Raw genomic sequence first — 24,613 nt, forward strand, 5'->3', positions numbered from 1 at the left:
GATGGGAATGCTGACTGAGTTCAAGGAATTTGCCATGCGTGGCAACGTCATCGACCTGGCGGTCGGTGTGGTCATCGGTGCTGCGTTCGGCAAGATCGTCACCGCGCTGGTGGACAAGATCATCATGCCGCCGCTGGGCTGGGCCATTGGCCGGGTGGACTTCTCCGAACTGGCGTGGACGCTGGCGCCGGCACGCGTGGCCGCCGATGGCACGGAGATCCCTGCCGTGGTGATCGGCTACGGCGATTTCCTCAATACGCTGGTGCAGTTCCTGATCGTGGCGTTCGCGATCTTCATGGTGGTCAAGGTGATCAACCGCCTGGCGCGCAAGAAGGAAGCGGCACCGGCGGCGCCGAAGGAAGAGATCGTGCTGCTGCGGGAGATCCGGGACAACCTGAAGCGGTAAAAGGCGTACCGACCAACGGTCGGTACCTACCGCTCCGCGCCGGTAGGCGACGACCGTTGGTCGTCGCCCTGCCCGCCGGTGGAAAACAGCATCCGCCCAACCATGACCTCCCGCCCATGTGCGGCGCGGGCAGGCTGCTAAGCTCGGGGGCTTCCGCCCTGTTCCCCCCGGAGTCCGTCCCATGCGTCGCCGCGTCCTTGCCATCGCATCTTCCCTCGCCCTGCTGGCCGCCCCGGCGTTCGCGGCGACGGGCACCACCACCCTGCCGCCGAAATCGCTGGCCACCGCTGCTGAACTGCGCGAACAGGCCCTGAAGGACGACACCGGCTGGAAGGTGGTCGAATCGCTGACGACCGAGATCGGCCCGCGCATTGCCGGCAGCGAGGCCGACGCCCGCGCGGTGGCCTGGGCCGAAGCCAAGTTCAAGGCACTGGGCTTTGACAAGGTGTGGAAAGAGCCGGTGACCTTCCCCAAGTGGGAACGCCGCAGTGAACACGCGCAGGTGTTGGGCAAGCATGCACAGCCGCTGAGCATCACCGCGCTGGGCGGCAGCCCGGGCGGTACGGTCGAGGCCGAGGTGGTGCGCTTCGCTGACCTGGCCGCGCTGCAGGCCGCGCCGGAAGGCTCGCTCAAGGGCAAGATCGCCTTCGTGGATTACCAGATGACCGCCTATCGCGACGGCCGCGACTACGGCAAGGGCGGCGCGGTGCGCAGCAAAGGCCCGTCCGAGGCGATCCGCAAGGGTGCGGTGGGCTTCGTGATGCGTTCGGCCGGTACCGATTCGCACCGCGTGCCGCATACCGGCATCACCCGCTTCGATGACGGCCTGACGCCGGTGCCGTCGGCGGCGCTGTCGGTGCCCGATGCCAACCAGCTGGCGCGGCTGGTCGCGCTGGGGCCGACGAAGCTCAAGCTCAGCCTGGATTGCGGCTGGGATGGCACCGCCACCTCGTACAACGTGATCGGTGAGATCACCGGGCGCAGCCTGCCCAAGGAAGTGGTGGTCATTGGTGGCCACCTCGATTCCTGGGACCTGGGCACCGGCGCGATCGACGATGGCGCCGGCGTGGCGCTGACGATGGCCGCCGGCCACCTGATCGGCCAGCTCAAGCAGGCGCCCAAGCGCAGCATACGCGTGGTGGCGTTCGCCAACGAGGAACAGGGTCTGTACGGCGGCAAGGCCTACGCCGATGCGCATGCCAAGGACATCGTGCTGCACCAGCTGGCCGCGGAGAGCGACTTCGGTGCCGGCCGCATCTATGCGTTCAACACCGGTTCGCCGAACCCGGAAGGTTCGCGCGAGGCGACCGCCCAGATTGCCGAGGTGCTCAAGCCGCTGGGCATCGAGTACGCCCCGGACAAGGGTGGCCCGGGCCCCGATGTCGGCCCACTGGCCGCCAAGGGCGGCGCATGGGCGTGGCTGGCGCAGGACGGAACCGACTACTTCAACCTGCACCACACCGCCGACGACACGCTCGACAAGATCGAACCGGCGGCGCTGGCGCAGAACGTGGCGGCGTACACGGTGTTCGCCTACCTGGCGGCCGAAGCCGATGGCAATTTCGGCAGTGAAGCCAAGGCGACCACCCCGCCGAACGAATAAGCGGATGATGTGGAAACCGGCGGTGTCTGCCGCCGGTTTCCGTTTCGGGTTACCGCAACCACACCGTGCTGGCCGGCAGCGTGATGTTGTCGGGGCGGTACACCGGGTCCTTTCCTGCACCGCGTGAGGCTTCGTAATCGCGCAGTGCGGCCAGGGCCGGTTTCTGCAACAGCAGCAGCGCGATGATGTTGAGCCAGGTCATCAGGCCCACGCCGATATCGCCCAGCGACCACGCTACCGTGGCGCTGTTCAACGCCGAATACAGCATGGCGCCCAGGAAGCCCAGCCGGAACAACGCCATCACCCACGGCGAGGTGCGGTTGCGCAGCAGGTAGACCACGTTGGTTTCGGCCGTGTAGTACAGCGCCAGGATGGTGGTGAAGGCGAACGGCAGGATCGCCAGGGCGATGAACGAACGCCCGAAACCGGGCAACGCCGATTCCACCGCCTGCTGCACGAACCGCGGCCCCGCTTCCAGCCCCGGTACGTTGGCCACGATCCACTGCGCCGGTGCGGCCGGATCATGCACGTTGTAGGTGCCGGCCGACAGGATCAGGAAGGCGGTGGCGCTGCACACCACCATGGTGTCGATGTACACCGAACAGGCCTGTACCAGCCCCTGCTTCACCGGGTGCGAGACTTCCGCTGCGGCAGCGGGATGCGCACCGCTGCCCATGCCGGCTTCGTTGGACATCACGCCACGGCGCACGCCCCACTGGATGGCCGTGCCGATCATGGCGCCGAACGCGGCGTCCTGGCCGAATGCACTGCGCAGGATGATGCTGAACATCTCCGGCACCGCATCCAGGTTCAGGGCCATCACCACGGCCGCCACCACCAGATAGCCCAGCGCCATGAACGGCACGATGACTTGGGCCACCTGTGCGATGCGCCGCACGCCGCCGAAGATCACCATCGCGACCACCGTGCCGATGCCGGCCGCGGTGACCCAGCCCGGCGCGCCCCATGCCTCGTCCAACGCGCTGACCATCGCGTTGGACTGCGTACCGGGCAGCAGCAGCCCGCAGCCGATCACCGTGCTGAGCGCGAACAGCACTGCGTACCAGCGTTTGCCCAGGCCCTTTTCGATGTAGTACGCCGGACCACCCCGGTACATGCCGTTGCTGTCGCGCTGCTTGTAGATCTGCGCCAGGGTGGATTCGACGAAGGCGCTGGAGGCACCGAGGAAGGCGACGATCCACATCCAGAAAATCGCACCCGGCCCGCCGTAGGCAATGGCCATCGCCACGCCGGCGATGTTGCCCACGCCGACGCGGCTGGACAGCGACAGGCTCAATGCCTGGAACGAGGACACACCCGCCGCCGAACTGCGCCCCTGGAACATCAGCTTGAGCATCTCCGGCAGCCCGCGCAGCTGGATGAAGCGGGTGCGCACGCTGAAGTACAGGCCCACCAGCAGGCACAGCCCGACCAGCGCCGGACTCCAGACGATGCCCAGCAGGTGGGCGACGATCTCATCGAGGCCCATCAGAAGAACATGCCCAAGGCGACCTGCGGGTTGATGTAGCTGCCGGTATTGCGGCCCGCGACCGTGAACTCCACGCCGGCAATCAGCCCGACGCTGGGACTGAAGTGGTACTGCACTGCCGGTGCGAGGGTGACGTTGCGGCTGCCGGGGCGACGTTCATCGATGCGCAGCATGGTGCCGTCGGCAGCGGGCGCGTAGCCGCTCAGGTGACGGTCGCTCTGGCGGCTGATGGCGAATTCGAATACGCCCACCCACTTCGAGTCGAAGCTGTACTCACCGGCCGCGGAAAGGCCGATCAGCGAACCCGGCGCGATGTTGCCGCGGAAGCCATCCGGGGTGCCGTACACGCTGTGGTCGTTGATCGCCACGCGCGCCGGTGCCGGGCTGGCGCTGAGCTGGCCACGCCAGCGCAGCGGGCGGCCGTTGGGCAGCCACACGACCTGCTGCATGCCCAGCCCGAAGGTGGTGCGCTGCACGCCATCGCCCTGGGCGTTGAGCGGGTTGCCATCGATGCGGTCATAGCTGCCGGTGGCGTAGCGCTGGCTCAGCGACACCGAAATGGCCGGGCGGGTGCCGTCTTCGTTCGGCGCCTGCAGCAGGTACTGCACCATGGCGGTGGTATCGCCGGCGCGGAAGCCGCGGCTGCGCTCGCTGCCGGTCTCGGCGCGCGAGGCGCTGAGGTTGACCTGCGCGGTCACGCGCTGACCCAGGCCGTAGGCGATCGGCACCACGGTCAGCCAGGCGGCGCTGCGGCCGTCGCTGTCATGCCGGCGGCCGTCGCCATCGAAGTAGCGGTCGCTGTCGATGCGGATCAGGTACGGCTCGACGAAGAGATTGCCTTTGGGCATCCCGGCCGGATTGGGGGTGATCAGCGGCCCCATGAAATTGACGCCGTCCAGCGAGTGCTCGGCAGCCTGGGCGGCAGCGGGCAGCAGGCCGGCGATCAAGGCGAAGGAAATCGGGCGCAGGGAACGCAGCGCATCGAATGTCATGGAATGCCTCCTTGGTGACAGAGTGATGCGGCAGGCCAATCCGCCGCACCGGCAATCTGCACAGGAAGTCATCTCGGAAAAATCGGTAAATCACGCGAATCTTGCGTTCTGTGCGCGGGCGCACGCACGAAAATGCCTATCACGCCAACGGCGTTTTTCAGCGGATGCCCGGCAGGAAACGCGCTTCCGGATTTCCATCGCGCGCGGCCCGGAACGTCACTGCGCGCACACGTCGCAGGCGCCCATGCACAGGCATGAAATGTCGCACTTCGCCCGTGCGCACCGCGAAAACGCATAAAAAAAGCCCGGCCAAGCGGCCGGGCTACCGGGATTCGTCACACCCCACGCGGTGAGCGCCACGGAACAGACCGTGATCCGGACAACGGCGCCGCACTGGGTGGGTGTCTCTCCTCACCTACACAGTACGGCGCCGCGTTGCACTGTGACGCAGCAAGAACGCGGCGCACCATGCGAAAAATCCGAATCCACCGTAGGCACGACTCCTTTGGAGAAGTCGATCACATCACGCAGGGCAGCGCGCAAGCGTTACCCGAAGTTACCGCTGTGCATACCAGTGCGACAGCAACACGGCGGTGGCCGATGCCACGTTGAGGCTTTCCACTGCACCACTGCCGGGAATGGATACCTGCAGGTCGCAGGTCTGTGCCAACGCACGGTCCATGCCCTCGCCTTCGGCGCCCATCACATACACCAGCCGCGCCGGCAAGGTGGCCTTGAACAGGTCCGCGCCGCCTTCCACCAGCGTGGCCGCCAGGCCGAAGCCGCCGGCACGCAGTGCTTCCATTGCCTGCGGCAGGGCCGGCAGGCGCACCAGCGGCACCGCTTCGGCGCCGCCTTCAGCCACACGCGCCGCCGCACCGGACAACGCCAGGGTGGAATCGGGCGGCAGCAGCAGCCCGGCCACGCCGAAGTGCGCCGCCGAACGCAGGATGGCGCCGAAGTTGTGCGGGTTGCCCACGCCATCCAGCCACAGCGCCAGCGCCGGCTTGTCGGCCGGCAGGCCGGCCAGCCACTCGCCCAGTTCCAGCATCGGGGCGCGCAGCACGTCGGCCACCACGCCTTCGTGGTGGGTGGTGGCGGCGAGCTTGTTGAGGTCACCCTCTTCCACCACGCGATAGCCGACACGGTTGGCCACGCACCACTTCAACAGCGGCTGCAGCCGCGGGATCAGCGCCTCGGCCAGGTACAGCTTGCGCAGCGCCTGCGGGCGGCGCTCGAACAGCGCCTGCACGGCATTCCAGCCGTACAGGCGCAGCTCGTCGTTGCCGCGCCCCGGTGGTGGCGGGGTGCCGCCTTCGCGCGGCGGCAGCGGGGTGGCCCGCGGCGGTCGCGAGGAGGGGCGGCGGGCATTTTTCCAGGGATCATTCACTACGGGACTGCTCCAGCTTGCGGTGACGCCAGAAATCGGCGTTCTTGATGCCCAGGGCATCGGGGTCGAAGGTCGGATCCAGGCCGAGCTTCTTCTGGCGCTCGTAATCGCGCAGGGCGATCAGGGCCGGCTTCTGCACGATCAGGATCGCGACGATGTTCAACCACGCCATCAGGCCCACGCCGATGTCGCCCAGCGCCCACGCCATCTTTGCGTTGTGGAAGGCGCCGAACACCACCATGCCGATGATGCCCAGGCGCAGCGCCAGCACGGTGAGCGGGCGCTTGCGGTTGTGGTTGAGGTAGCTGAGGTTGGTTTCGGCCATGTAGTAATAGGCCATGATCGTGGTGAAGGCGAAGAAGAAGATCGCGATGGCCACGAAGCCCGAGCCCCAGCCCGGCAGCACGGTTTCCACCGCAGCCTGTGCGTAGCCCGCGCCTTCGGCCACACCGGCCAGGCCGGCGAACACCGGTTCGGCGCCCGGCGTGGGCGAGTACACGTTGTAGGTGCCGGCCGCCAGGATCAGGAAGGCGGTGGCGGTGCACACCATCATGGTGTCGAAGTAGATGGCGAAGGCCTGCACGTAGCCCTGCTTGGCCGGGTGCGAGACCTCCGAGGCCGCGGCCGCGTGCGGGCCGGTACCCTGGCCCGCTTCGTTGGCGTAGATGCCGCGCTTGACGCCCCACTCCACCGCCAGGCCCATCATCGCGCCGAACGCGGCATGCGCACCGAAGGCGCTGCTGAACACGGTACGGAACATGTCCGGCACGCGCTCGTAGTTGAGGATCATGATGACGATGGCCATCAGGATGAAGCCGGCGGCCATGAACGGCACCACCACTTCAGCGAAGTTGGCGATGCGCTTTACGCCGCCGAAGATCACCACGCCCAGCAGCAGGGCCACGACGATGCCGATGCCCAGCTTGAGCGCCTGCACCGATTCCATGCCCATGAACTGGCCGTCCAGCGGTCCGCACAGGGCGCCGCCACGGCAGGAGTTGATGATGCTGTCGGCGATCGCATTGGCCTGCACGCCCGGCATCAGGAAACCGGCAGCAACGATCGTGGCCATGGCGAAGGCCATTGCGTACCACTTCAGGCCCATGGCCTTTTCGATGTAGTACGCCGGGCCACCCCGGTAGCGGCCGTCGGCATCCTTGGTCTTGTAGATCTGCGCCAGGGTGCACTCGACATACGAGGTGGACGCCCCGAGGAAGCCCATCACCCACATCCAGAAGATCGCACCGGGGCCGCCGAAGGCGATGGCGGTAGCCACGCCGGCGATGTTGCCGATGCCCATGCGGCCGGCCATGGACATGGCCAGGGCCTGGAACGAGGACACGCCGGCGTCGGACTTCTCGCCCTGCACGGTGAGCCGGCACATTTCGAAGAAGCCACGCAGCTGCATGAAGCGGGTGCGCACGCTGAAGAACAGGCCGGCCGCCAGGCACAGGAAGATCAGTGCCTTGCTCCAGATGATGCCATTGATGAATTCAACTACTGCTTCCACGCGCTCTCTCCAGTCGGCGGAAAATGAAGGACGTCCCGTCGGCTGGAAGGGACCGGTCGATTCTCCATCATCGAGCGCCAGCCCGATAGGGCCGATTTACGGGGTGCGGACCCTGGCAAACCGCCGCAGGTCGTGCAGCTGGCCGCGCTTGAACACGGCGCAGCGGGCCGTTCCTTCTTCCTGGAACCCGTTGCCGAGCAGCACGCGGGCCGATCCTTCGTTGAAATCCAGCACTTCGGCCTGCAGCCTGAACAGGCGCAGCTCGTCCATCACCCAGGGGGCGAACAGGCCTACCACGCGGGTCATCCAGCCCTGCCCCCAGTATGCGCGACCCAGCCAGTAGCCCAGCTCGGCGGTGTGCCCACGTTCGGCCACGCCCGGTTGGGCGCCGATGCTGCCGCAGGCGGCGCCGTCGATCTCGATGGCCAGGTTGAGCGTCTCCGGGGCCAGGATCCGGCCGCCGAGGAAGGCCTCGCCGTCTTCCCGGGTGTACGGGAACGGGAAGCGGTCGCGCAGCCCGCGCGAGACCGCCTCGTCGTTGGCATGCCGCAGCAGCGCCTCCAGATCGTCGCTGCGCCAGGGGCGCAGCACGAATCCGGGGCCTTCCAGCCGCAGCGGCCGGTCAGGCATGGCCACCGACCGACGGGGTGTCGGCTTCCTGCTTTTCCAGCTCGCGGGCCACGGCTTCCGGCGAGCGCGTGTATGGGGCCAGCAGCGAATAGAACGCCGGGACCACGAACAACGACAGGAAGGTAGAGACGGTGACACCGAAGATCACTACGATGCCGATCGTTCCGCGGCTTGCCGAACCCGGGCCGCCGGCGACCACCAGCGGGATGGCACCGACCACGGTGGCGATGGAGGTCATCAGGATCGGACGCAGGCGCACCATGGCCGATTCGACGATGGCCCGGTGCACGTCGCGGCCCTCGTCGCGCAGCTGGTTGGCGAACTCGACGATCAGGATGCCGTTCTTCGCGGCAAGGCCGACCAGCATCACGATGCCGATCTGGCTGAACAGGTTGATGGTGCCGCCGCTCACGTACAGGCCCAGCAGCGCGCCGAGCACGCCCAGCGGCACGGTGAGCATGATCACCAGCGGGTGGATGAAGCTTTCGAACTGCGCGGCCAGCACCAGGTACACCACCAGCAGCGCCATGGCGAAGGTGAGCAGGACCGCGCTGCCGGCGTTCTGGTATTCGCGCGATTCGCCCTTCCAGTCGATCTGCGCGTGCTGCGGCAGTTCTTCGCGTGCGGTCTGCTGGGCCCAGGCGATGGCCTCGCCGAGCGGGTAGCCCGGGGCCAGGCCGGCGGTGATGGTGATCGCGCGCAGGCGGTTGAAGCGGTTGAGGTTGCCCGCTTCGGCCACTTCGCTGAGCGTGACCAGGTTGGACAGCGGCACCAGTTCGCCATTGGTGGCGCGCACGCGGATGGCGGCCAGGTCGTCGGGCGAGGCGCGGCCTTCGCGGCCGGCCTGGACCAGCACGTCGTACTCTTCGCCGTTGTCGACGAAGGTGGTGACGCGGCGCGAGCCCATCATGGTCTCCAGCGCCGAACCAATGGCGGTGACCGAGACGCCCAGGTCGGCCGCGCGCTGGCGGTCGATGTTCACCCGCATCTGCGGGCGGGTTTCCTTGTAGTCCGAGTCCGGCCCAACCAGGCCGGGGTTGTCGGCCATGCGTTCGAGCATGCGGTCGCGCCATTGCGCGATTTCAGCGTATTCGGGGCCCCCAAGCACGATCTGGAACGGCTGGCCCTGGCTGCGGACCAGGCCGCCGCCGACCTGGGTGCGCACGCGCACGCCACGGATGCCGTCGAGGTCCTTCTGCAGTTCGGCGGCCACGTCGGGGGTGGCGGTGGAACGTTCGCGCCACGGCTGCAGGAACACGCTGATGCGGCCGGTGTGCATTTCCTCACTGGCCCCGAAGCCGCCCGGCACGCGCGGGTTGGCGCGCACGATGGGCTTGTCCGCGCCGACGTACCCGGCCACGACCTTTTCCACTTCCTGCACCTGGCCCACGGTGTAGTCGTAGCCGGCGCCCTCGGGGCCGTCGATCATGATCTGGAACGAACCGCGGTCTTCGGCCGGGGCGAGTTCGGACGGCAGCACCTTCAACAGCAGCGCGCTGGCGGCGAGCGACAGCAGCATGACCACGACGTAGATCCATATCTTGCCGACGTGGGCGTCGAGCACGCGCCCGTAGGATGCCGAGACGCGGTCGAGGTTGCGGTTGATGAAACCGTGCAGGCCCTTGGGCGGCTGGCCGGTGTGCGGCTTGAGCAGCTTGGAGGCCATCATCGGGGTCAGGGTCAGCGACACGAACGCCGACAGCGCTACGGCTGCGGCCAGGGCCACCGCCAGTTCGCGGAACAGGCGGCCCGTGTTGCCTTCGAGGAAGCCCACCGGCAGGAACACCGCGACCAGCACGGCGGTGGTGGCGATGACCGCGAAGGCCACCTGCGCGGTACCACGCTTGGATGCCACCAGCGGCGGCTCGCCCAGGTCGATGCGGCGCTGCACGTTTTCGACCACGACGATGGCATCGTCCACCACCAGGCCGATACACAGCACCAGTGCGAGCAGGGTCAGCAGGTTGATCGAGAAGCCGAACGCATACAGGGCGATGAAGGCGGCCACCAGGCACACCGGCACGGTCACTGCAGGAATCAACGCGGCGCGGAAACTGCCGAGGAACAGCCAGATCACCGCCAGCACCAGCAGCATGGCTTCCACCAGCGTGGCGTAGACGCGGTCCACCGCCGCTTCGATGAAGGTGGTGTTGTCGAAGGCGACAAAGATGTGGGTGCCTTCGGGCAGGGTCAGTCCGACCCGTTCGGCTTCGGCGCGCGCGGTGCGGGCCACGTCCAGCGAGTTGGCGGTGGAGGTCTTGACGATGCCCAGGCCGATGCCGGGCTCGCCGTTGCTGCGGTAGTAGGCGCGGCGTTCGGAGGAGGCCAGTTCGATCTTGGCCACGTCGCCCATGCGCACCACGTAGCCATCAGCGCCCTTGCCGAGCGGGATGGTGGCGAAGTCTTCGGGCTTTACGTAGTTGCGCTCCACCCGCAGGGTGAAGTCGCGGTCGGCAGATTCGATGCGGCCGGCCGGCAGTTCGACGTTTTCGTTGCGCAGTGCGGTTTCCACGTCGCCCACGGTCAGGCCGCGCGCGGCGAGCTGGTCGCGGTCGAGCCAGATGCGCATGGCATAGCGCTGGCGCCCGCCGATGCGGACCTGGGCCACGCCATCCAGGCTGGAGAAGCGGTCGACCACGTAGCGGTCGGCGTAGTCGCTCAGCTCCAGCGTGTTCATGCTGGAAGAGGTCATGTTGAACCAGATGATCGGGTCGGCGTCGCTCTCGACCTTGGCGATTTCCGGCGGGCGCGCCTCTTCGGGCATGCGGTCGGCGACGCGGCTGACGGCGTCGCGCACGTCGTTGGCGGCCGCTTCGATATCGCGGTTGGAGGTGAATTCGATGCTGACCTGGGCGCGGCCGTTGGAGCTGCGCGCGTTGATGGTGTCGATGCCTTCGATGCCGGCCAGGGCGTCTTCCAGCACCTGGGTGATGCGGCTTTCGATGACGGCCGCCGAGGCACCGGTGTAATCGACGGAGACCGAGACGATCGGCGGGTCGATCGCGGGCAGCTCGCGCAGGGTCAGGCGGGTGAACGACATGATGCCCAGCACGACCAGCAGCAGGCTCATCACCACGGCAAACACCGGCCGCTGGATGGAGATGTTGGAGAGTTTCATCCGGCGCTGCCCACGGGCGCTGCAGCGGCGGTCGCGCCGGTCGGGGCGCGGGTGGTGCCGGCCGGGGCCGGATCGGTGGCCTTCTCTGCGGCCGGGCTGGCGGCCGGGGTGGCGGGCGCAGGGGCCGGCGCGGCGGCCGGCGCGGCGGTGTCGTTGACCTTCAGGCCGGGACGCAGCTTGCCGGTGCCGTCGACGACGATGCGGTCGCCTGCCTTGAGCCCTTCACGGATTTCAACGACGCCGGAGCGGCGCGCGCCGCTGACCACGTCGACGCGCTCGACCACGTGGTCGGGTTTGACGCGGAAGACGAACGAATCGCGGCCGACCTGGACCACGGCGATTTCAGGAATGACCAACGCCTGGCGTTCGGGACGGAACATGCGCACGTCGAGCAGCATGCCCGGGCGCAGGGCGTGGTCGGCGTTGATGAAGTCGGCGCGCACGGTGACGGCGCGGGTGCCGGGATCGACGCGGGTATCGATGGTGGCCACGTCGCCTTCGAAGGTGCGGCCCGGGTAGGCCACGCTGGTGGCGCTGACCTTGTCGCCCTTGGCCAGCGAGGCCAGTTCGGCTTCGGGCACCTGGAAATCGACGTGCATGCGTTCGATGTCGTCGAGGGTGGCGATGACGGTGGTGGGGGTGACGAGCGACCCTTCGCTGACCTGGCGGATGCCGAGCACGCCGGCAAACGGGGCACGCACGCGGCGGTCGCCGATGTCGGACTGCATTTCGCGCACGCGGGCTTCGGCGGCATCGCGGATGGCGCGCTGGGTGTCGAGGGTGGCACTGGCGACGAGCTGCTGGGCAGCCAGTTCACGCTGGCGCTTGTACAGCTGGTCGGCTTCGGCAAAGGTGGCCTGGGCCTGCAGCAGGGCGGCTTCCTGGGCCTGGCCGCGCAGGGTCACCAGGGGGGTGCCGGCGGAGACCTGCTGGCCGCTGTCGAAGTGCACGGTGTCGATGATTTCGCTGACCTTGGCGGTGATGGTCACCGACTCGCGGGCCTTGGCCGTGCCCAGTGCCTGCAGTGTGTCGCTCCAGGCGGAGGTCTGCACGACCTGGGTGGTCACCGGCACGACTTCGGCCTGCCGGCGGGCGGCTTGGTCCTTGCTGCCACACCCGGCCAGGATGGCCAGGCCGAGGCCGGCAATGATGCGTGCGGTGATGCGTCCCGACATGAAGTACAGCCCTTGATGTTCCACGACCGGCAAGTGTAGCCACCGCCCGCGTCAGGCATATGTGCCAAGCGTTTACCGGCACCTTCACATCACCCGGTGACACGCGCAACCCCTTTCGTGCTGGGGCCTGCGGAGCATGTAACGGCATGTGTCAACGCATGTCGGATTGCGTCGCGCCCGGAGCTTGGTTGATCGCGAAGAGCCGGCGTTTCAATTCATCCGCGCCGAGGCGGGCGGGCACCCCCATCCGGGACACGCCGTGAACCCATCCATGGGGGCTTGGCAAAAACATCCATGTTTTTGACAGTCCCGGATGGGGGTACCCGCCCACCTCCCGACGGTTTCATGCATGCGGCCGTTGAAGTGCACCCCACCGTGCGGAAGCGCCGGCCAACGCGCTTGGTCGTTGCCTCAATACCGGTAGTTCACCTTCATCCAGATCGTGCGGCCGGGTTCGTTGATGCGCACCGGATCGGCGGGGAAGCCGAAGTCGGCGCTGCCGGCGAGGTTGAGGTGCTCGCTGTAGGCGCGGTCGAACAGGTTGTCCACGCCTGCGCTGAGCTGCAGGGCGTCGCTGATCCGGTAGCCAGCGTTGAGCGCGAGCGTGGCGAAGCCTGCGCTTGGGCCCAGGTCACGCGCGACCACGTTGCCCTGGCCCGGCGCCACGCGGTGCTGGCGGGTCACTGCGCGAGCCAGTGCACCTGCACTCCAGCGCGCGCCTTCCCAGCCTGCGCTCAGGCGTGCTTCCAGCGGCGGCATCTGCGGCAGTGCGCCGCCATCGGTGCGGTTTTCGCCCCATGCGTACGCCAGCGTGCCGCCGAGTTTCCAGCCCTGCCCGAGCGCGACCTCGGCGCCCGCTTCGGCACCGGCAATACGCGCATTGATGTTGGTGGCCTGGGTGGTGCTGCCCATCATGCCGCCGTCGCGGTAGGTGAACAGGATGTAGTCCTGGAGGCGCCCGGCATACGCCGAGATCCATGCGTTGACCCGCTCATCCCTGTACTGCAGGCCGATGTCGAGCTGGGTGGTTTTCTCCGGCTGCACCGCGCTGAAAGCGTTGATGCTGCCGGCCGGCCCCATGTCAGGCGAGAACAGCTCCCAGTAATCGGGCATGCGTTCGCTGTGGCCGATACCGGCGTAGGTGGTCAGCGCGCTGCTGATGTCCCGCTCGAAACGCAGGAAACCACTGCCCAGGTCTTCGCGGCGGCGCTGGCCTGCGGTGGGGTTCGGCATCGCCATCATGCCGGTGGTGGCGCGCTCGTCGGTGACTTCCGCGCGGTCGATGCGCAGTCCGCTGACCCAACGTTGCGCGGTGGCTTCGCCCAGGGTGATCTCGGTGAACACGCCCTGGTTCTTCTGGCGTGCGTCGGTCGACCATGGCGTGAGCCGGTAGGTGTTGCGGCCCATGCCGTTGCGGCTGCGGTGGCGGCTGTCGAGCGCGTCCACGCCGGCCACGATGGCGATGTCCTGCCAGCGCCATTCGGAGGCGATGCGCCCGCCGGTGGTGCGGCGATCGACATTCGAGGCCATGGGCATCGGCATGCTGCTGGCCGGGTTCGGCTCGCGCAGGGAGTAGTTGTCCATGACGTGGTCGGCGTCGTTGTAGTAGACGTTGGCCTGCAGTTTGTCCCACGCGCCGGGCAGGTTGTCGCGTTCGAAGCGCGCGGCGTAGCTGGTGCGCTTGAACGCGGCGCCATCCATGCCACGCCCGGCGTAGCGCGCGATGGCATCGCCGGTGCCGGCGGAGAGCTCCAGCATGGTGTCGGCATCCGGGGTCCAGCCCACGGCGACATCGCTGTTCCACTTGCGCCACCTGGACGGCACCACCTCGCCATTGCCGTCCTTGTAGTCATCGGCTTCGGAGCGGTTGCCATTGACGCGCACGTAGCCCTGCGAGGCACCGGCGGTGAGGTCCAGCACCTGGTCGTTGCGGTTGCGCGAGCCGACCAGCGCGCTGGCGTCCAGGTCGATGCCCGGGGCGTCGAAACGCGGGGTATCGCGTTCGAATCGCACCGTGCCCGCTGAAGCGCCGGCGCCCCAGCGCACGCTCTGCGGGCCCTTGATGATGGTCAGCCGGTCGAAGGTTTCCGGGGCGATGTAGGACAGCGGGTTGTCCATGCGCGAGGGGCAGGCACCGATCAGGTTGCCTTCGTTGCTGACGATGTTCAGGCGCGAACCGAACATGCCGCGCAGCACCGGGTCGCCATTGGTGCCGCCGTTGCGGATGGCGGCGAAGCCGGGCACGGTCTTGAGGTAATCGGCACCGTCGCTGGCCGGCACCGGCTGGCGCGGCAGTCGCGGGTCGGTGACCCAGTGCAGCGGCGACGAGGGCGCACTGGCGGTGACCACCAGGGTGTCGAGGGTGCGCGCGTCGTCGCGCTCGGCGGCCTGCAGCGGCAGCGCGGCCAGGGCAAGCGACAGGGAAACAGACAGGCGCGTCAGTGCGCCCGCGCTGCGGGAGGAAAGCTTCATGCTGGAACTCCGGAAAACGCACAGGCGCGCGGCGCCATCACGGCGTCGCGCAGCAGGAAAATGAAAGGGCGGTTTCAGGCGTGAAGCGGGGGACCCCGCGCGGCATGGGCAGGCCAGCGCAGACTGCGCGGCGCGGCGACGGTGCGCAGCACCGGTGGGGCGATGACTGGCAGCGCCGGCAGCAGGACGATCAGCACTGCCAGCCACGGCATCAGGCGCGAGGCCATCATGCAGTATTCGCAGGCCTCGCCATGGCCGGCATGCGGGTCGATGGGGGCAGCGGGTTCAGTGTCGGCCACTGCGGCGGCATGCCCTGACATGTCGTGCATGGACATGTGGTGCATGGGCATGTCATGCATGGGCATGTCGTGCATCGCCGTGGCATGCGTCGCGCTGTCGCTTGCCGCCATCGCGTGCATGTCGTGATGCGACATGCCGGAATCCGGCGTGGGGTCAATGTCGGCTGCGCCGTGGGGCATCACGTGCGCCATGCCGCCGGGCATCAGCATCACCGACGGGCCCTGGGCCTGCTGCCAACGGCTGACCAGCGGCGCCAACGCCATCAGCAGCGTCGCCACGAAGGCGAGCTGCAGCAGGACGGCAAACGGGCGGCGACGGCGGTTCACGGTGCGATTGTAACGGCGGGTTTCCGTGCGCACGCCGCTGAATGGGCATCTGCGACCAAGCGTCGCAGGGACGGCGTGACGACCAACGGTCGTCACCTACCGGATTCCGGACCGGTAGCGCCCGACCGTTGGTCGGGCGGCGTCACACCGTGATGGTCTGGGTCAGCGATTCCCACGTCGGCGGCAACGGCCAGTCGGCCTCCTGGTTGCCGTCGATGACCCGGCGCAGGTCGCGGGTGTCGATCTGCGGGGCCAGCACGTGCACCAGTTCCAGCGCGTAGTCGCGCAGCACGCGGTCGCGCGGCAGCACCGCCCAGGCGATGCATTCGTCGATCGGCGCCGGCGCCGGCCACGAGCGCAGGTCTTCATCGCCGGCATTGACCGCCATTTCGGCCAGCAGGCCCACGCCCAGGCCGGTGCGCACGTAGGTCTTGATCAGGTCCGCATCCAGCGCGGTCAGCGCGATGTCCGGGGTCAGCCCGGAGGCAGCGAAGGCACGCTGCAGCGAGGAGCTGCCGCGGGTGGAGGATTCGTAGCTGATCAGCGGCTGGGTCGACAGCGCCTGCAGGTCCGGGGCGGCACCGGGGCGGTCGAGCGGATGGCCGCGCGGTACCAGCACCAGCCGGCGCCAGCGGTACAGCGGAATGGCGATGCCGGCGGTGGGTTCGGCACCGGCGGTGCTGATGATGGCGATATCCGCATCGCCCTGGCTGAGCAGATCCAGCGCGTCGCTTTCGGCGGCCTGCTGCAGGTGCACGCTGACCTGCGGGTAGGCCTGCTTGATGCGCGCCACCGCCGGCGGCAGCACGAAGCGGGCCTGGGTGTGGGTGGTGGTCAGGATCAGCTGGCCTTGGCTCTCGCGGCGTTGGTTGGCGGCGTAGGTGCGGATGTTGTTGGCTTCGGACAGCACCGCGCGGGCGCGGCCGATCACTTCCACGCCGGCGGGGGTCACCGCTTCCAGGCTGCGGCCCTTGCGCACGAACAGCAGGAAGCCCAGTTCATCTTCCAGCTGCTTGAGCTGCTTGGACAGCCCGGGCTGGGTGGCGTGCACCCGGGAGGCCGCCAGCGTGATGTTGAGCTCGGCGTCGGCAATGGCGACCAGGTAACGGAGTTGGGTCAGCGTCATGGGCGTGCGCGCAGCAGGAAGGAAGGGGGTCAAGCCGACTGTAAGGCAGTTGCCGTCACCAGCTTATAACCAAATGTTGTTTATGAAGGTAATCAGGTCATTTCGCGCGCTCATATGCCGGCGCTACGGTCTGGCGGAACCCGTCATCCCTCTTCCGTGGAGCATTCCCATGGCCCTGTACAACTCGATCCTGGACACCATCGGCAATACCCCGGTGGTGCGCCTGAACCGCATTGCCCCCGACCACGTCACCCTGTACGCGAAGGTGGAGTCGTTCAATCCCGGCGGGTCGGTGAAAGACCGCCTGGCGCTTGCGATCATCCTGGACGCCGAAGCCCGCGGGGTGCTCAAGCCCGGCGACACCATCGTGGAGGCCACCTCCGGCAACACCGGCGTGGCGCTGGCCATGGTGGCCGCCGCACGCGGCTACAAGTTCGTGGCCACGATGGTGGAGACCTTCTCGATCGAGCGCCGCAAGCTGATGCGCGCCTACGGCGCCAAGGTGATCCTGACCCCGGCCGCCGAACGCGGCTCGGGCATGGTCAAGCGCGCGCGCGAGCTGGCCGAGGAACACGGCTGGTTCCTGGCCAGCCAGTTCACCAACCCGGCCAACCCGGCCTACCACCGCAACACCACGGCGGCCGAGATCCTGCGTGACTTCGCCGGCACGCGGCTGGATTACTTCGTGACCGGCTGGGGCACCGGCGGCACCCTCACCGGGGTGGGCGAGGTGCTGAAGGTGGCCCGCCCGGAAACCCGCATCATCGCCACCGAACCGGAAGGCGCGGCGCTGCTGGGCGGGGCGGAGTGGAAGCCGCACAAGATCCAGGGCTGGACCCCGGATTTCGTGCCGGACGTGCTCAACCGCGAGGTCTATGACGAACTGCTGAGCATCGACGACGCCCGCGCGATTGAAACGTCGCGCCGGCTGGCGGCCGAGGAAGGCATCTTCGTCGGCATCTCGGCCGGTGCCACGGTGGCCAGCGCGCTGGATGTGGCGGCCAAGGCGGCGCCCGGCAGCGTGCTGCTGGCGATGCTGCCCGATACCGGCGAGCGCTACTTCTCCACGCCGCTGTTTGCCGACATCAACGAAGGCTCCGACGACGAGTGGCTGGCCGGCACCCCCTGAACCGGTTGCTTTGGCTGAACGTGACGCCCACCGCTGCGGTGGGCGTTTTCGTTTCCAACGCGACCTTCATCTGCCGTGAAGCCAGCCCGCCGCAAGGTAGCGGTGTTGGGCGGTGCCCGCCGGGTCGCACTGCCTGAGACGACGATGACGCAGGCTAGATGCCCTGGCCGCTAGCGTGTGAGGCGGCAGTCATCCCGTTGTATGGACCCGGTATAGAAGGAGCGGCACGCATGAAGATCGAAGTGTGGCAGGGCGACATCACGACCCTGGCGGTGGATGCGATCGTCAATGCGGCCAACGAGTCCCTGCTTGGCGGGGGTGGCGTGGATGGGGCGATCCATCGCGCGGCCGGCCCCCAGCTGCTGGCCGAGTGTGCGGCGTTGCCGGAGATCCGCCCGGGCATGCGCTGCCCGACCGGTGAAGTGCGCGCCACGGCCGGCTACAACCTGCCGGCGAAGCACGTGCTGCACACGGTGGGACCGGTGTGGCAGGACGGCCTGCGCGACGAGCCGGCGCTGCTGGCCAACTGTTACTGGAAATCGCTGCAGCTGGCCGAGAAACTGGGGCTGACGTCGATCGCGTTCCCGGCGATCAGCTGCGGGGTGTTCGGCTACCCGCTGCACCAGGCCGCGCATATCGCGGCCACCGAGACATTGACGTGGCAGCGTTCGCACCGCGAACCGCAGCGGATCATCCTGGTGGCCTATAACGCCGCGACCTTCAAGGTCTACCAGCAGGCGCTGGCGGCGCTGGGGCAACCGGTGGAGGTGGCAGGGCCGTTGCCGCCGCTGGCTGCTGGGATGGAGCTTCCAGCTGCAGCACCGTAGGCCGGACGGGCGTTGGCGCATATACCCATTCGTTGAAGAACGGCTGCAGTGAACGCCCTGCTGCGTGTTCCATCGCCTGCTGGAAATCCGCGGTATCCACGCTTTTTCCATCATGTGCGCGGGTGTACTCGCGGATGCCACGCCAGAACGCTTCTTCACCCAACGCCTCGCGCAGCAGGTGCAGTACGTAAGCCCCCTTCTGGTACACCACGGCGCGGTCATCACCGGTAGGCGCCTTCCAGCTCCCATACACCAGCGCGTGGTCGGCGCCCTTGGCACGCAGCGCCTCCAGCCGCGCGCGCCAGCGCTGCACCTGCGCCTGGTATGCCGTTTCGCCCTGCGCCTGCTGCAGGTAGGCGGCGGTCATGAAATTGGCGAAACCTTCGTTGAGCCAGAAGTGCTCCCAGCCGACGCACGTCACCCGGTTGCCCCACCACTGGTGGGCGGCTTCGTGGGCGATCAGGGCGACGTGGTCCGGGTCGTCCAGCACTTCCTGCCCGTACGCCTCTGACATCAGCGACAGCCCGGACATTTCCTGGCCGATGGTCTCGGCCACCAGCGCCTGTTCGTAGTCGCCGCGATAAGGCAGGCCTGCACGCGCGGCAAAGAAATCGAGCATGTCACCGGTGCGCGCGAAGATCGCCTGCAGCTGCCCGGGCGAGCGTTCGGCGGACAGGAAGCGCAGCGCGGTGTCGCCGTGTCGTGCGCGGACCTGCTGGTAGCGGCCTGCGGCAAACCCATACACGTAGCCGGGCATCGGCGTATCCAGCCGCCAGCGGTGTTCGATGCGGCCGTCGGCGAGCGTACGTGCGGGCAGCGTGCGACCGCTGCCGGTGGCAAGCAGATCGTTGGGCAACGTCACCGACAGGGACAGCGTGGCGCGCTCATCAGGGGCATCCACCGAGGGCATCCACTGGCTGGTGGAGAAGATGGTGTAGACCTCGCTGCGCCCCGGTGCGAATTCGAGGCCGTACGCCGGCGTGCCGCTATAGGTGATCTGCAGTACCGCCTGTTCGCCGCGTTTGAGCGGTGCGTCAAAAAAGATGGTGACGGTCGCCTGCTGGTGTTCGAAGCGCAGCGGTCGCCCGTTCATGCCGACCGAGTTGATCTTGAGCTCGCCGCTGTCGAGCTGGATTTCGGACAGCCCGGGACGTCCCGAGCGCAGCTGCACGGTCTGCTGGCCGGTCACCTGCCTGCGCGCGATGTCCGGCACAAGGGCGAGGTCGTAATGCAGTACATCAAAGTCCCGCGCCGCGGCATGGACTGCGGTGGCGGGGAACAACAGGAACAGCCAGGTCCATCCTGCTCGCATGAAGCCGCCTTGTAGAGCCGTTGGGGTGCCGATAAAAAAACGCCGGCATGGCGCCGGCGTCTTTTTCATTTCATGCGGCCGGCAGGATCAGCCGTTCCACTTGCCCAGTGCAGCCTGGCCGTTTTCCTTGGCGCGGTCGTACACGGTCTGCTGTGCCTTGGCGACATTGGCCTTGGTGTCCTTGGCCCACAGCTTCAGCGCGGCCTGCTGCATGGCGCGGCCGTAGGAGAAGCTCAGCGGCCACGGCAGGTTGCCCATCTGGTTCATGGCGTTGAGGTGCGCGGTGGACTGCTCGTCACCCTGGCCGCCGGACAGGAACACCACGCCCGGCAGGATCGCCGGCACGGTGCTCTTGAGGCACATGACGGTCGATTCAGCCACTTCCTCGACGTCGGCCTGCTCTTCGCAGCCCTTGCCGGAGATGACCATCGAGGCCTTCAGGATGGTGCCTTCCAGCAGCACGTTCTGCTGGTACAGCGCGTCGAACAGCGAACGCAGGGTGGCTTCGGTGACCTCGTAGCAGGTTTCGATGTCGTGGTCGCCGTCCATGATCACTTCCGGCTCCACCATCGGCACCAGGCCGCATTCCTGGCACAGCGCGGCGTAACGGGCCAGCGCATGGGCGTTGGACTCGATGCAGGTACCCGACGGAATGCTTTCGCCGATGTTGATGACCGCACGCCACTTGGCGAAACGCGCACCCAGCTTGTAGTACTCCTGCAGGCGCTCACGCAGGCCGTCGAGGCCTTCGGTGACCAGCTCCCCCGGGCAGCCGGCCAGCGGATGGGCGCCCTTGTCGACCTTGATGCCCGGGATCATGCCGTTGTCGGCCATGTACTTGGCGAACGGCACGCCGTCCTTGGTGGACTGGCGGATGGTTTCGTCGTACAGGATCGCGCCGGAAATATGCTCGTTGAGCTTCGGCGTGGTCAGCAGCAGCTCGCGGTAGGCACGACGGTTCTCTTCGGTGTTCTCGATGCCCACGCTGGCGAAGCGCTTGGCGATGGTACCGGTGGATTCGTCGATGGCGATGATGCCCTTGCCCGGGGCGACCATGGCCTGGGCGGTTTCGGCCAGCTGTTCGATGCTCATGTATTTCCTGTGGCGGGTGCGGGAAAAACACGATTATAGCGGTCCCCTCCCGTGAACTGGCCGTTCATGGGGGATGGAAGCGCTTTCAATGTGAACGGGTGGACCGCTGGGCCGGCGTGCGACCCAGCGTCCGGCGTTCCTTACAGGTCGCCCAAGCCGCTGGCGCGGCCGTCTTCACCTACTTCCAGCAGGCGCAGGGTGTTGGTGGCGCCATGGGTTTCCATGTGCTCGCCGCTGGTGAACACCACGCGGTCGCCGGCCTGCAGCTGGTTGGCTTCCACCAGCAGGCGGATGCTGCCGCGTGCGGCTTCGCGCGGGGTGAAGCCGCGGCTGTCGAAGTTGATCGGGAACACATCGCGCATCAGCGCCATCTGGCGGCGGGCACCGTCGTGGCGGGTCACCGCGAACACCGGGGCCGAGGCGCGGAAGCGCGACAGGTAACGGGCGGTGCCACCGGATTCGGTCATCGCCACGATCGCGCGCACGCCCACGTGCTGGGACAGGAACATGGTGGCCATGGCGATGGCCTGGTCGGCACGTTCCAGGTTGCGCGGCGAGGCGCCGAAATCGGTTTCGGTCTGGAACTGGCGTTCGGCACCCAGGCAGATGCGCGCCATGGCTTCCACGGCCTTCACCGGGTAGGCGCCGGCGGCGGTTTCGGCCGACAGCATCACCGCATCGGTACCGTCGATGACCGAGTTGGCCACGTCCAGCACTTCGGCGCGGGTCGGGATCGGGCTTTCGACCATCGACTGCAGCATCTGGGTGGCGGTGATCACCACCTTGTTCTGGGCCAGCGAGGCCTTGATGATCTTCTTCTGCAGGCCCGGCAGTTCGGCATCGCCGATTTCCACGCCCAGGTCACCGCGCGCCACCATCACCACATCGCTGGCGTCGACGATTTCTTCGAGGTTCTCGATGGCTTCGGTGCGCTCGATCTTGGAGACCAGCGCGGCGTAGCAGCCGTGCGATTCGGCGATGGCGCGGGCATCGTTCATGTCCTGCGCGTTGCGGCAGAAGGACACGGCGATGAAATCCACGCCGATCTTGGCCACGATGCCGATCAGCTCCTTGTCGCGTTCGGTCAGCGCGCCCAGCGAAAGGCCACCGCCCTGCTTGTTCAGGCCCTTGCGGTCGGACAGCACGCCATCGTTGAGCACGGTGTTGACGATGCGCTCGCCCTGCACTTCGACCACCTGCAGCTGCATCAGGCCGTCGTCGAGCAGCAGCACGTCACCGGCCACCACGTCCTGCGGCAGGCCCAGGTAGCTCACGCCCACCTGGGTGGTGTCGCCGGCCGGCGCATTGGCCGAGGCGACCAGGTCGAAGCGGTCGCCCGCCTTGAGGTGGATCTTGCCTTCGGTGAAGCGCTCGATGCGGATCTTCGGGCCCGGCAGGTCGGCCAGGATGCCCACTTCCACGCCCACGCGCTGCGCGGCGGCGCGCACGTCGGCGGCGCGCTTGGCCTGGCCGGACGGGTCACCGTGGCTGAAGTTGAGGCGGACCACGTTCACGCCGGCGCGGAACAGATCCTCCAGCACGCCCGGCGGGTCGGTTGCCGGTCCGAGGGTGGCAAGGATCTTGGTACGGCGCTGACGCTCAATCATGGTTAAAGGGCTCCCGGGAAAGGATTGAAATTAGCACACCCTTCACGTCCCATGAATACGTTTACAGCATTGTCGCGTCTGGGTTTCGCCGATGTCCTGCAGACAGTCCATCCGGACCGCTCAAGACAGTACCGGACCGGGTCACGACATGCGGCGGCGTACGGAGCGCCGCCGCGACGTTCAATCGATCAACGACAGCAGCGCATCGGGGGTCGCGGCCAGGTTCCCCGCGCCCACCGCCTGCAGTTCTTCGGCACCGCCAAAGCCCCACAGCACGCCGATGTTGCGCATGCCGTGATGTCGCGCGCCTTCGATATCCATGCGCCGGTCACCGATCATCCAGCACTGCGCCGCCGGCAGCATCAGCCGCCGCAGCGCTTCGGCCACCAGCTGGGGCTTTTCACTGCGGCTGCCGTCCGGGGTGGCGCCGATGACATCCTCGAAGCACGCGCCAAACGGCAGGTGCTCGACGATGCGCCGCGCATGCGGCTCGTTCTTGGCAGTGACGATCGCCAGCCGGTGGCCGCGGTCGTGCAGCGCCTGCACGACCTGGCCGATGCGCGGGTAGACCTCGTGCTCACGCCAGCCGACCACATCGAAGCGTTCGCGGTAATACGTCACCGCCTGCTCCACCTGGGCCGGATCGTCGAACAACGGCGCGAAGCTGGTGCGCAGCGACGGGCCGATCCAGCGCCGCAGTTCTTCCTGCGGCGGCACCGGGCGCCCCATTTCCGTGAGCGCATGCGCTACGCATTGGGTGATGCCCACCGCAGAGTCGATCAGGGTGCCGTCGAGGTCGAAGAACAGCGTGTCCCGGCGTTCATCGAAGTGGCGCCCAGTCGGCGCCACCCCCGATGCCATTGCCATCAGTTGCCCCGGGCTTCGAGCGCGGCCACTGCCGGCAGGGTCTTGCCTTCGAGGAACTCGAGGAAGGCGCCACCGCCAGTGGAGATGTAGCTGACCTGGTCGGCGATGTCGTACTTGTCGACCGCAGCCAGGGTGTCGCCGCCACCGGCGATGGAGAACGCCGGCGAGCTGGCGATGGCCTGGGCCAGCGCCTGGGTGCCGTGGCTGAAGGCGTCGAATTCGAACACGCCGACCGGGCCGTTCCAGACCACGGTGCCGGCCTTGGCGATCAGCCCGGCGTAGTGCTGGGCGGTCTGCGGGCCGATATCCAGGATCAGGTCGTCTTCGGCCACGTCCGCCACCGCCTTGACGGTGGCTTCGGCATCCGGGAGGAACTGCTTGGCCACCACCACGTCGGTCGGCAGCGGAATATCGGCGCCACGTGCCTTGGCATCGGCGACGATCTTCTTCGCGGTCTCCAGCAGGTCCGGCTCGTACAGCGACTTGCCCACCGGATAGCCGGCGGCGGCGATGAAGGTGTTGGCGATCCCTCCCCCCACGATCAGCTGGTCGACCTTGCCCACCAGATTGGCCAGCAGTTCCAGCTTGGTGCTGACCTTGCTGCCGGCCACGATCGCCAGCAGCGGCTGGGCCGGAGCCAGCAGCGCCTTGGCCAGCGCGTCCAGTTCGGCCATCAGCAGCGGGCCACCGGCGGCGACCGGGGCGAAGCGGATCACGCCGTGGGTGGAGGCCTGGGCGCGGTGCGCGGTGCCGAAGGCGTCCATCACGAACACATCGCACAGCGCGGCGTACTTGCGCGACAGGGCTTCGTCATCCTTGCCCTCTCCCACGTTCATGCGGCAGTTTTCCAGCAGCACGATCGAACCCGGGGCCACGTCCACGCCGTCGACCCAATCGCGCACCAGCGGCACGTTCACGCCCAGCAGCTGCGACAGGCGCAGCGCCACCGGGGCCAGCGACTCGGCTTCGCTCCAGACGCCTTCCTGGGGTCGGCCCAGGTGCGAGGTGACCATCACCGCCGCGCCCTTTTCCAGCGCCAGCTTCAACGTCGGCAGCGATGCAGTGATGCGCTGCTCGGAGGTGATGCGGCCGTTTTCGATCGGCACGTTCAGGTCCTGGCGGATCAGCACGCGCTTGCCGGAAAGGTCGAGGTCGGTCATGCGAACGATGGACATGGGGCAGCAACTCTTTGGCGGAAAAGGAAAGGGCGCCGCGCACGGCGCAGACGCCCATTGTAACGGC

At 67.6% G+C, this 24,613-nt stretch carries 19 protein-coding genes; 4 read left to right on the forward strand and 15 right to left on the reverse strand.

Going from position 1 to position 24,613, the window contains the following annotated elements:
• The first annotated feature begins 1 nt into the window (after position 1).
• Together mscL and SOM39_RS04615 are read left to right on the forward strand one after the other, a co-directional pair.
• Positions 2-406, forward strand: coding sequence for a large-conductance mechanosensitive channel protein MscL (mscL, locus tag SOM39_RS04610; RefSeq protein ID WP_184126686.1), 405 nt, complete (start codon positions 2-4; stop codon positions 404-406).
• Positions 407-587: 181 nt separating this feature from the next.
• Entirely contained in the window at positions 588-2,009 is a 1,422-nt protein-coding gene (locus SOM39_RS04615; RefSeq protein ID WP_320457614.1) for a M28 family peptidase, read from the forward strand.
• Between the two features lie 49 nt (positions 2,010-2,058).
• Here the strand turns inward: SOM39_RS04615 and SOM39_RS04620 are convergent, their stop codons facing one another.
• From SOM39_RS04620 to SOM39_RS04665, 10 genes are all read right to left on the reverse strand, one after another.
• Positions 2,059-3,498, reverse strand: coding sequence for an alanine/glycine:cation symporter family protein (locus SOM39_RS04620; RefSeq protein WP_320457615.1), 1,440 nt, complete (start codon positions 3,496-3,498; stop codon positions 2,059-2,061).
• Positions 3,498-4,490 (reverse strand): hypothetical protein, encoded by a 993-nt coding sequence (locus SOM39_RS04625; protein ID WP_217538653.1) that lies wholly within the window; start codon positions 4,488-4,490, stop codon positions 3,498-3,500. Before SOM39_RS04625 ends, SOM39_RS04620 begins: the two co-directional genes overlap by 1 nt.
• A gap of 556 nt (positions 4,491-5,046) precedes the next feature.
• Positions 5,047-5,880 (reverse strand): TrmH family RNA methyltransferase, encoded by an 834-nt coding sequence (locus tag SOM39_RS04630; RefSeq protein ID WP_068853839.1) that lies wholly within the window; start codon positions 5,878-5,880, stop codon positions 5,047-5,049.
• Positions 5,873-7,390, reverse strand: coding sequence for an amino acid carrier protein (locus tag SOM39_RS04635; RefSeq protein ID WP_210130952.1), 1,518 nt, complete (start codon positions 7,388-7,390; stop codon positions 5,873-5,875). The genes SOM39_RS04630 and SOM39_RS04635 overlap by 8 nt, the downstream gene beginning before the upstream one ends.
• Positions 7,391-7,486: 96 nt before the next feature.
• A complete protein-coding gene (locus SOM39_RS04640) occupies positions 7,487-8,020 on the reverse strand; it encodes a GNAT family protein (protein WP_320457616.1) in 534 nt (177 codons plus the stop codon).
• Positions 8,013-11,138: an efflux RND transporter permease subunit gene (locus SOM39_RS04645; RefSeq protein WP_320457617.1), complete on the reverse strand. Its 3,126-nt coding sequence runs from the start codon at positions 11,136-11,138 to the stop codon at positions 8,013-8,015. Before SOM39_RS04645 ends, SOM39_RS04640 begins: the two co-directional genes overlap by 8 nt.
• Positions 11,135-12,313, reverse strand: coding sequence for an efflux RND transporter periplasmic adaptor subunit (locus tag SOM39_RS04650; protein WP_083214201.1), 1,179 nt, complete (start codon positions 12,311-12,313; stop codon positions 11,135-11,137). Before SOM39_RS04650 ends, SOM39_RS04645 begins: the two co-directional genes overlap by 4 nt.
• Before the next feature lie 411 nt (positions 12,314-12,724).
• Complete coding sequence (locus SOM39_RS04655; RefSeq protein WP_320457618.1) at positions 12,725-14,785, reverse strand: TonB-dependent copper receptor; 2,061 nt, start codon at positions 14,783-14,785, stop codon at positions 12,725-12,727.
• 74 nt (positions 14,786-14,859) lie between these two features.
• Positions 14,860-15,507 (reverse strand): DUF2946 family protein, encoded by a 648-nt coding sequence (locus SOM39_RS04660; RefSeq protein ID WP_320457619.1) that lies wholly within the window; start codon positions 15,505-15,507, stop codon positions 14,860-14,862.
• Positions 15,508-15,553: 46 nt separating this feature from the next.
• Positions 15,554-16,537 carry a LysR family transcriptional regulator gene (locus SOM39_RS04665; RefSeq protein ID WP_068853844.1) on the reverse strand — a complete coding sequence of 328 codons (984 nt, stop codon included), beginning with the start codon at positions 16,535-16,537 and terminating at the stop codon, positions 15,554-15,556.
• Between the two features lie 169 nt (positions 16,538-16,706).
• Here SOM39_RS04665 and cysK point away from each other — a divergent pair, with 169 nt between their 5' ends.
• Positions 16,707-17,666 (forward strand): cysteine synthase A, encoded by a 960-nt coding sequence (gene cysK / locus SOM39_RS04670; protein ID WP_217538647.1) that lies wholly within the window; start codon positions 16,707-16,709, stop codon positions 17,664-17,666.
• A gap of 230 nt (positions 17,667-17,896) precedes the next feature.
• Entirely contained in the window at positions 17,897-18,493 is a 597-nt protein-coding gene (locus SOM39_RS04675; protein ID WP_068853846.1) for an O-acetyl-ADP-ribose deacetylase, read from the forward strand.
• Here SOM39_RS04675 and SOM39_RS04680 read toward each other — a convergent pair.
• The 5 genes from SOM39_RS04680 to SOM39_RS04700 all read right to left on the reverse strand — a co-directional run bounded on the left by SOM39_RS04680 (position 18,387) and on the right by SOM39_RS04700 (position 24,546).
• Entirely contained in the window at positions 18,387-19,805 is a 1,419-nt protein-coding gene (locus tag SOM39_RS04680; protein ID WP_320457620.1) for a M1 family metallopeptidase, read from the reverse strand. The genes SOM39_RS04675 and SOM39_RS04680 overlap by 107 nt on opposite strands.
• An 87-nt stretch (positions 19,806-19,892) precedes the next feature.
• Positions 19,893-20,897 (reverse strand): class I fructose-bisphosphate aldolase, encoded by a 1,005-nt coding sequence (locus tag SOM39_RS04685; protein WP_093533681.1) that lies wholly within the window; start codon positions 20,895-20,897, stop codon positions 19,893-19,895.
• Positions 20,898-21,037: 140 nt separating this feature from the next.
• Positions 21,038-22,504 carry a pyruvate kinase gene (pyk, locus tag SOM39_RS04690; RefSeq protein ID WP_068853848.1) on the reverse strand — a complete coding sequence of 489 codons (1,467 nt, stop codon included), beginning with the start codon at positions 22,502-22,504 and terminating at the stop codon, positions 21,038-21,040.
• Between the two features lie 180 nt (positions 22,505-22,684).
• On the reverse strand, positions 22,685-23,371 hold the full coding sequence (locus SOM39_RS04695; RefSeq protein WP_320457621.1) for an HAD hydrolase-like protein: 687 nt from the start codon (positions 23,369-23,371) through the stop codon (positions 22,685-22,687).
• A complete protein-coding gene (locus SOM39_RS04700) occupies positions 23,371-24,546 on the reverse strand; it encodes a phosphoglycerate kinase (protein ID WP_320457622.1) in 1,176 nt (391 codons plus the stop codon). Before SOM39_RS04700 ends, SOM39_RS04695 begins: the two co-directional genes overlap by 1 nt.
• Positions 24,547-24,613: the final 67 nt, after the last annotated feature.

This window comes from Stenotrophomonas sp. CFBP8994 (genome assembly GCF_034044835.1).
GTDB lineage: Bacteria > Pseudomonadota > Gammaproteobacteria > Xanthomonadales > Xanthomonadaceae > Stenotrophomonas > Stenotrophomonas rhizophila_A.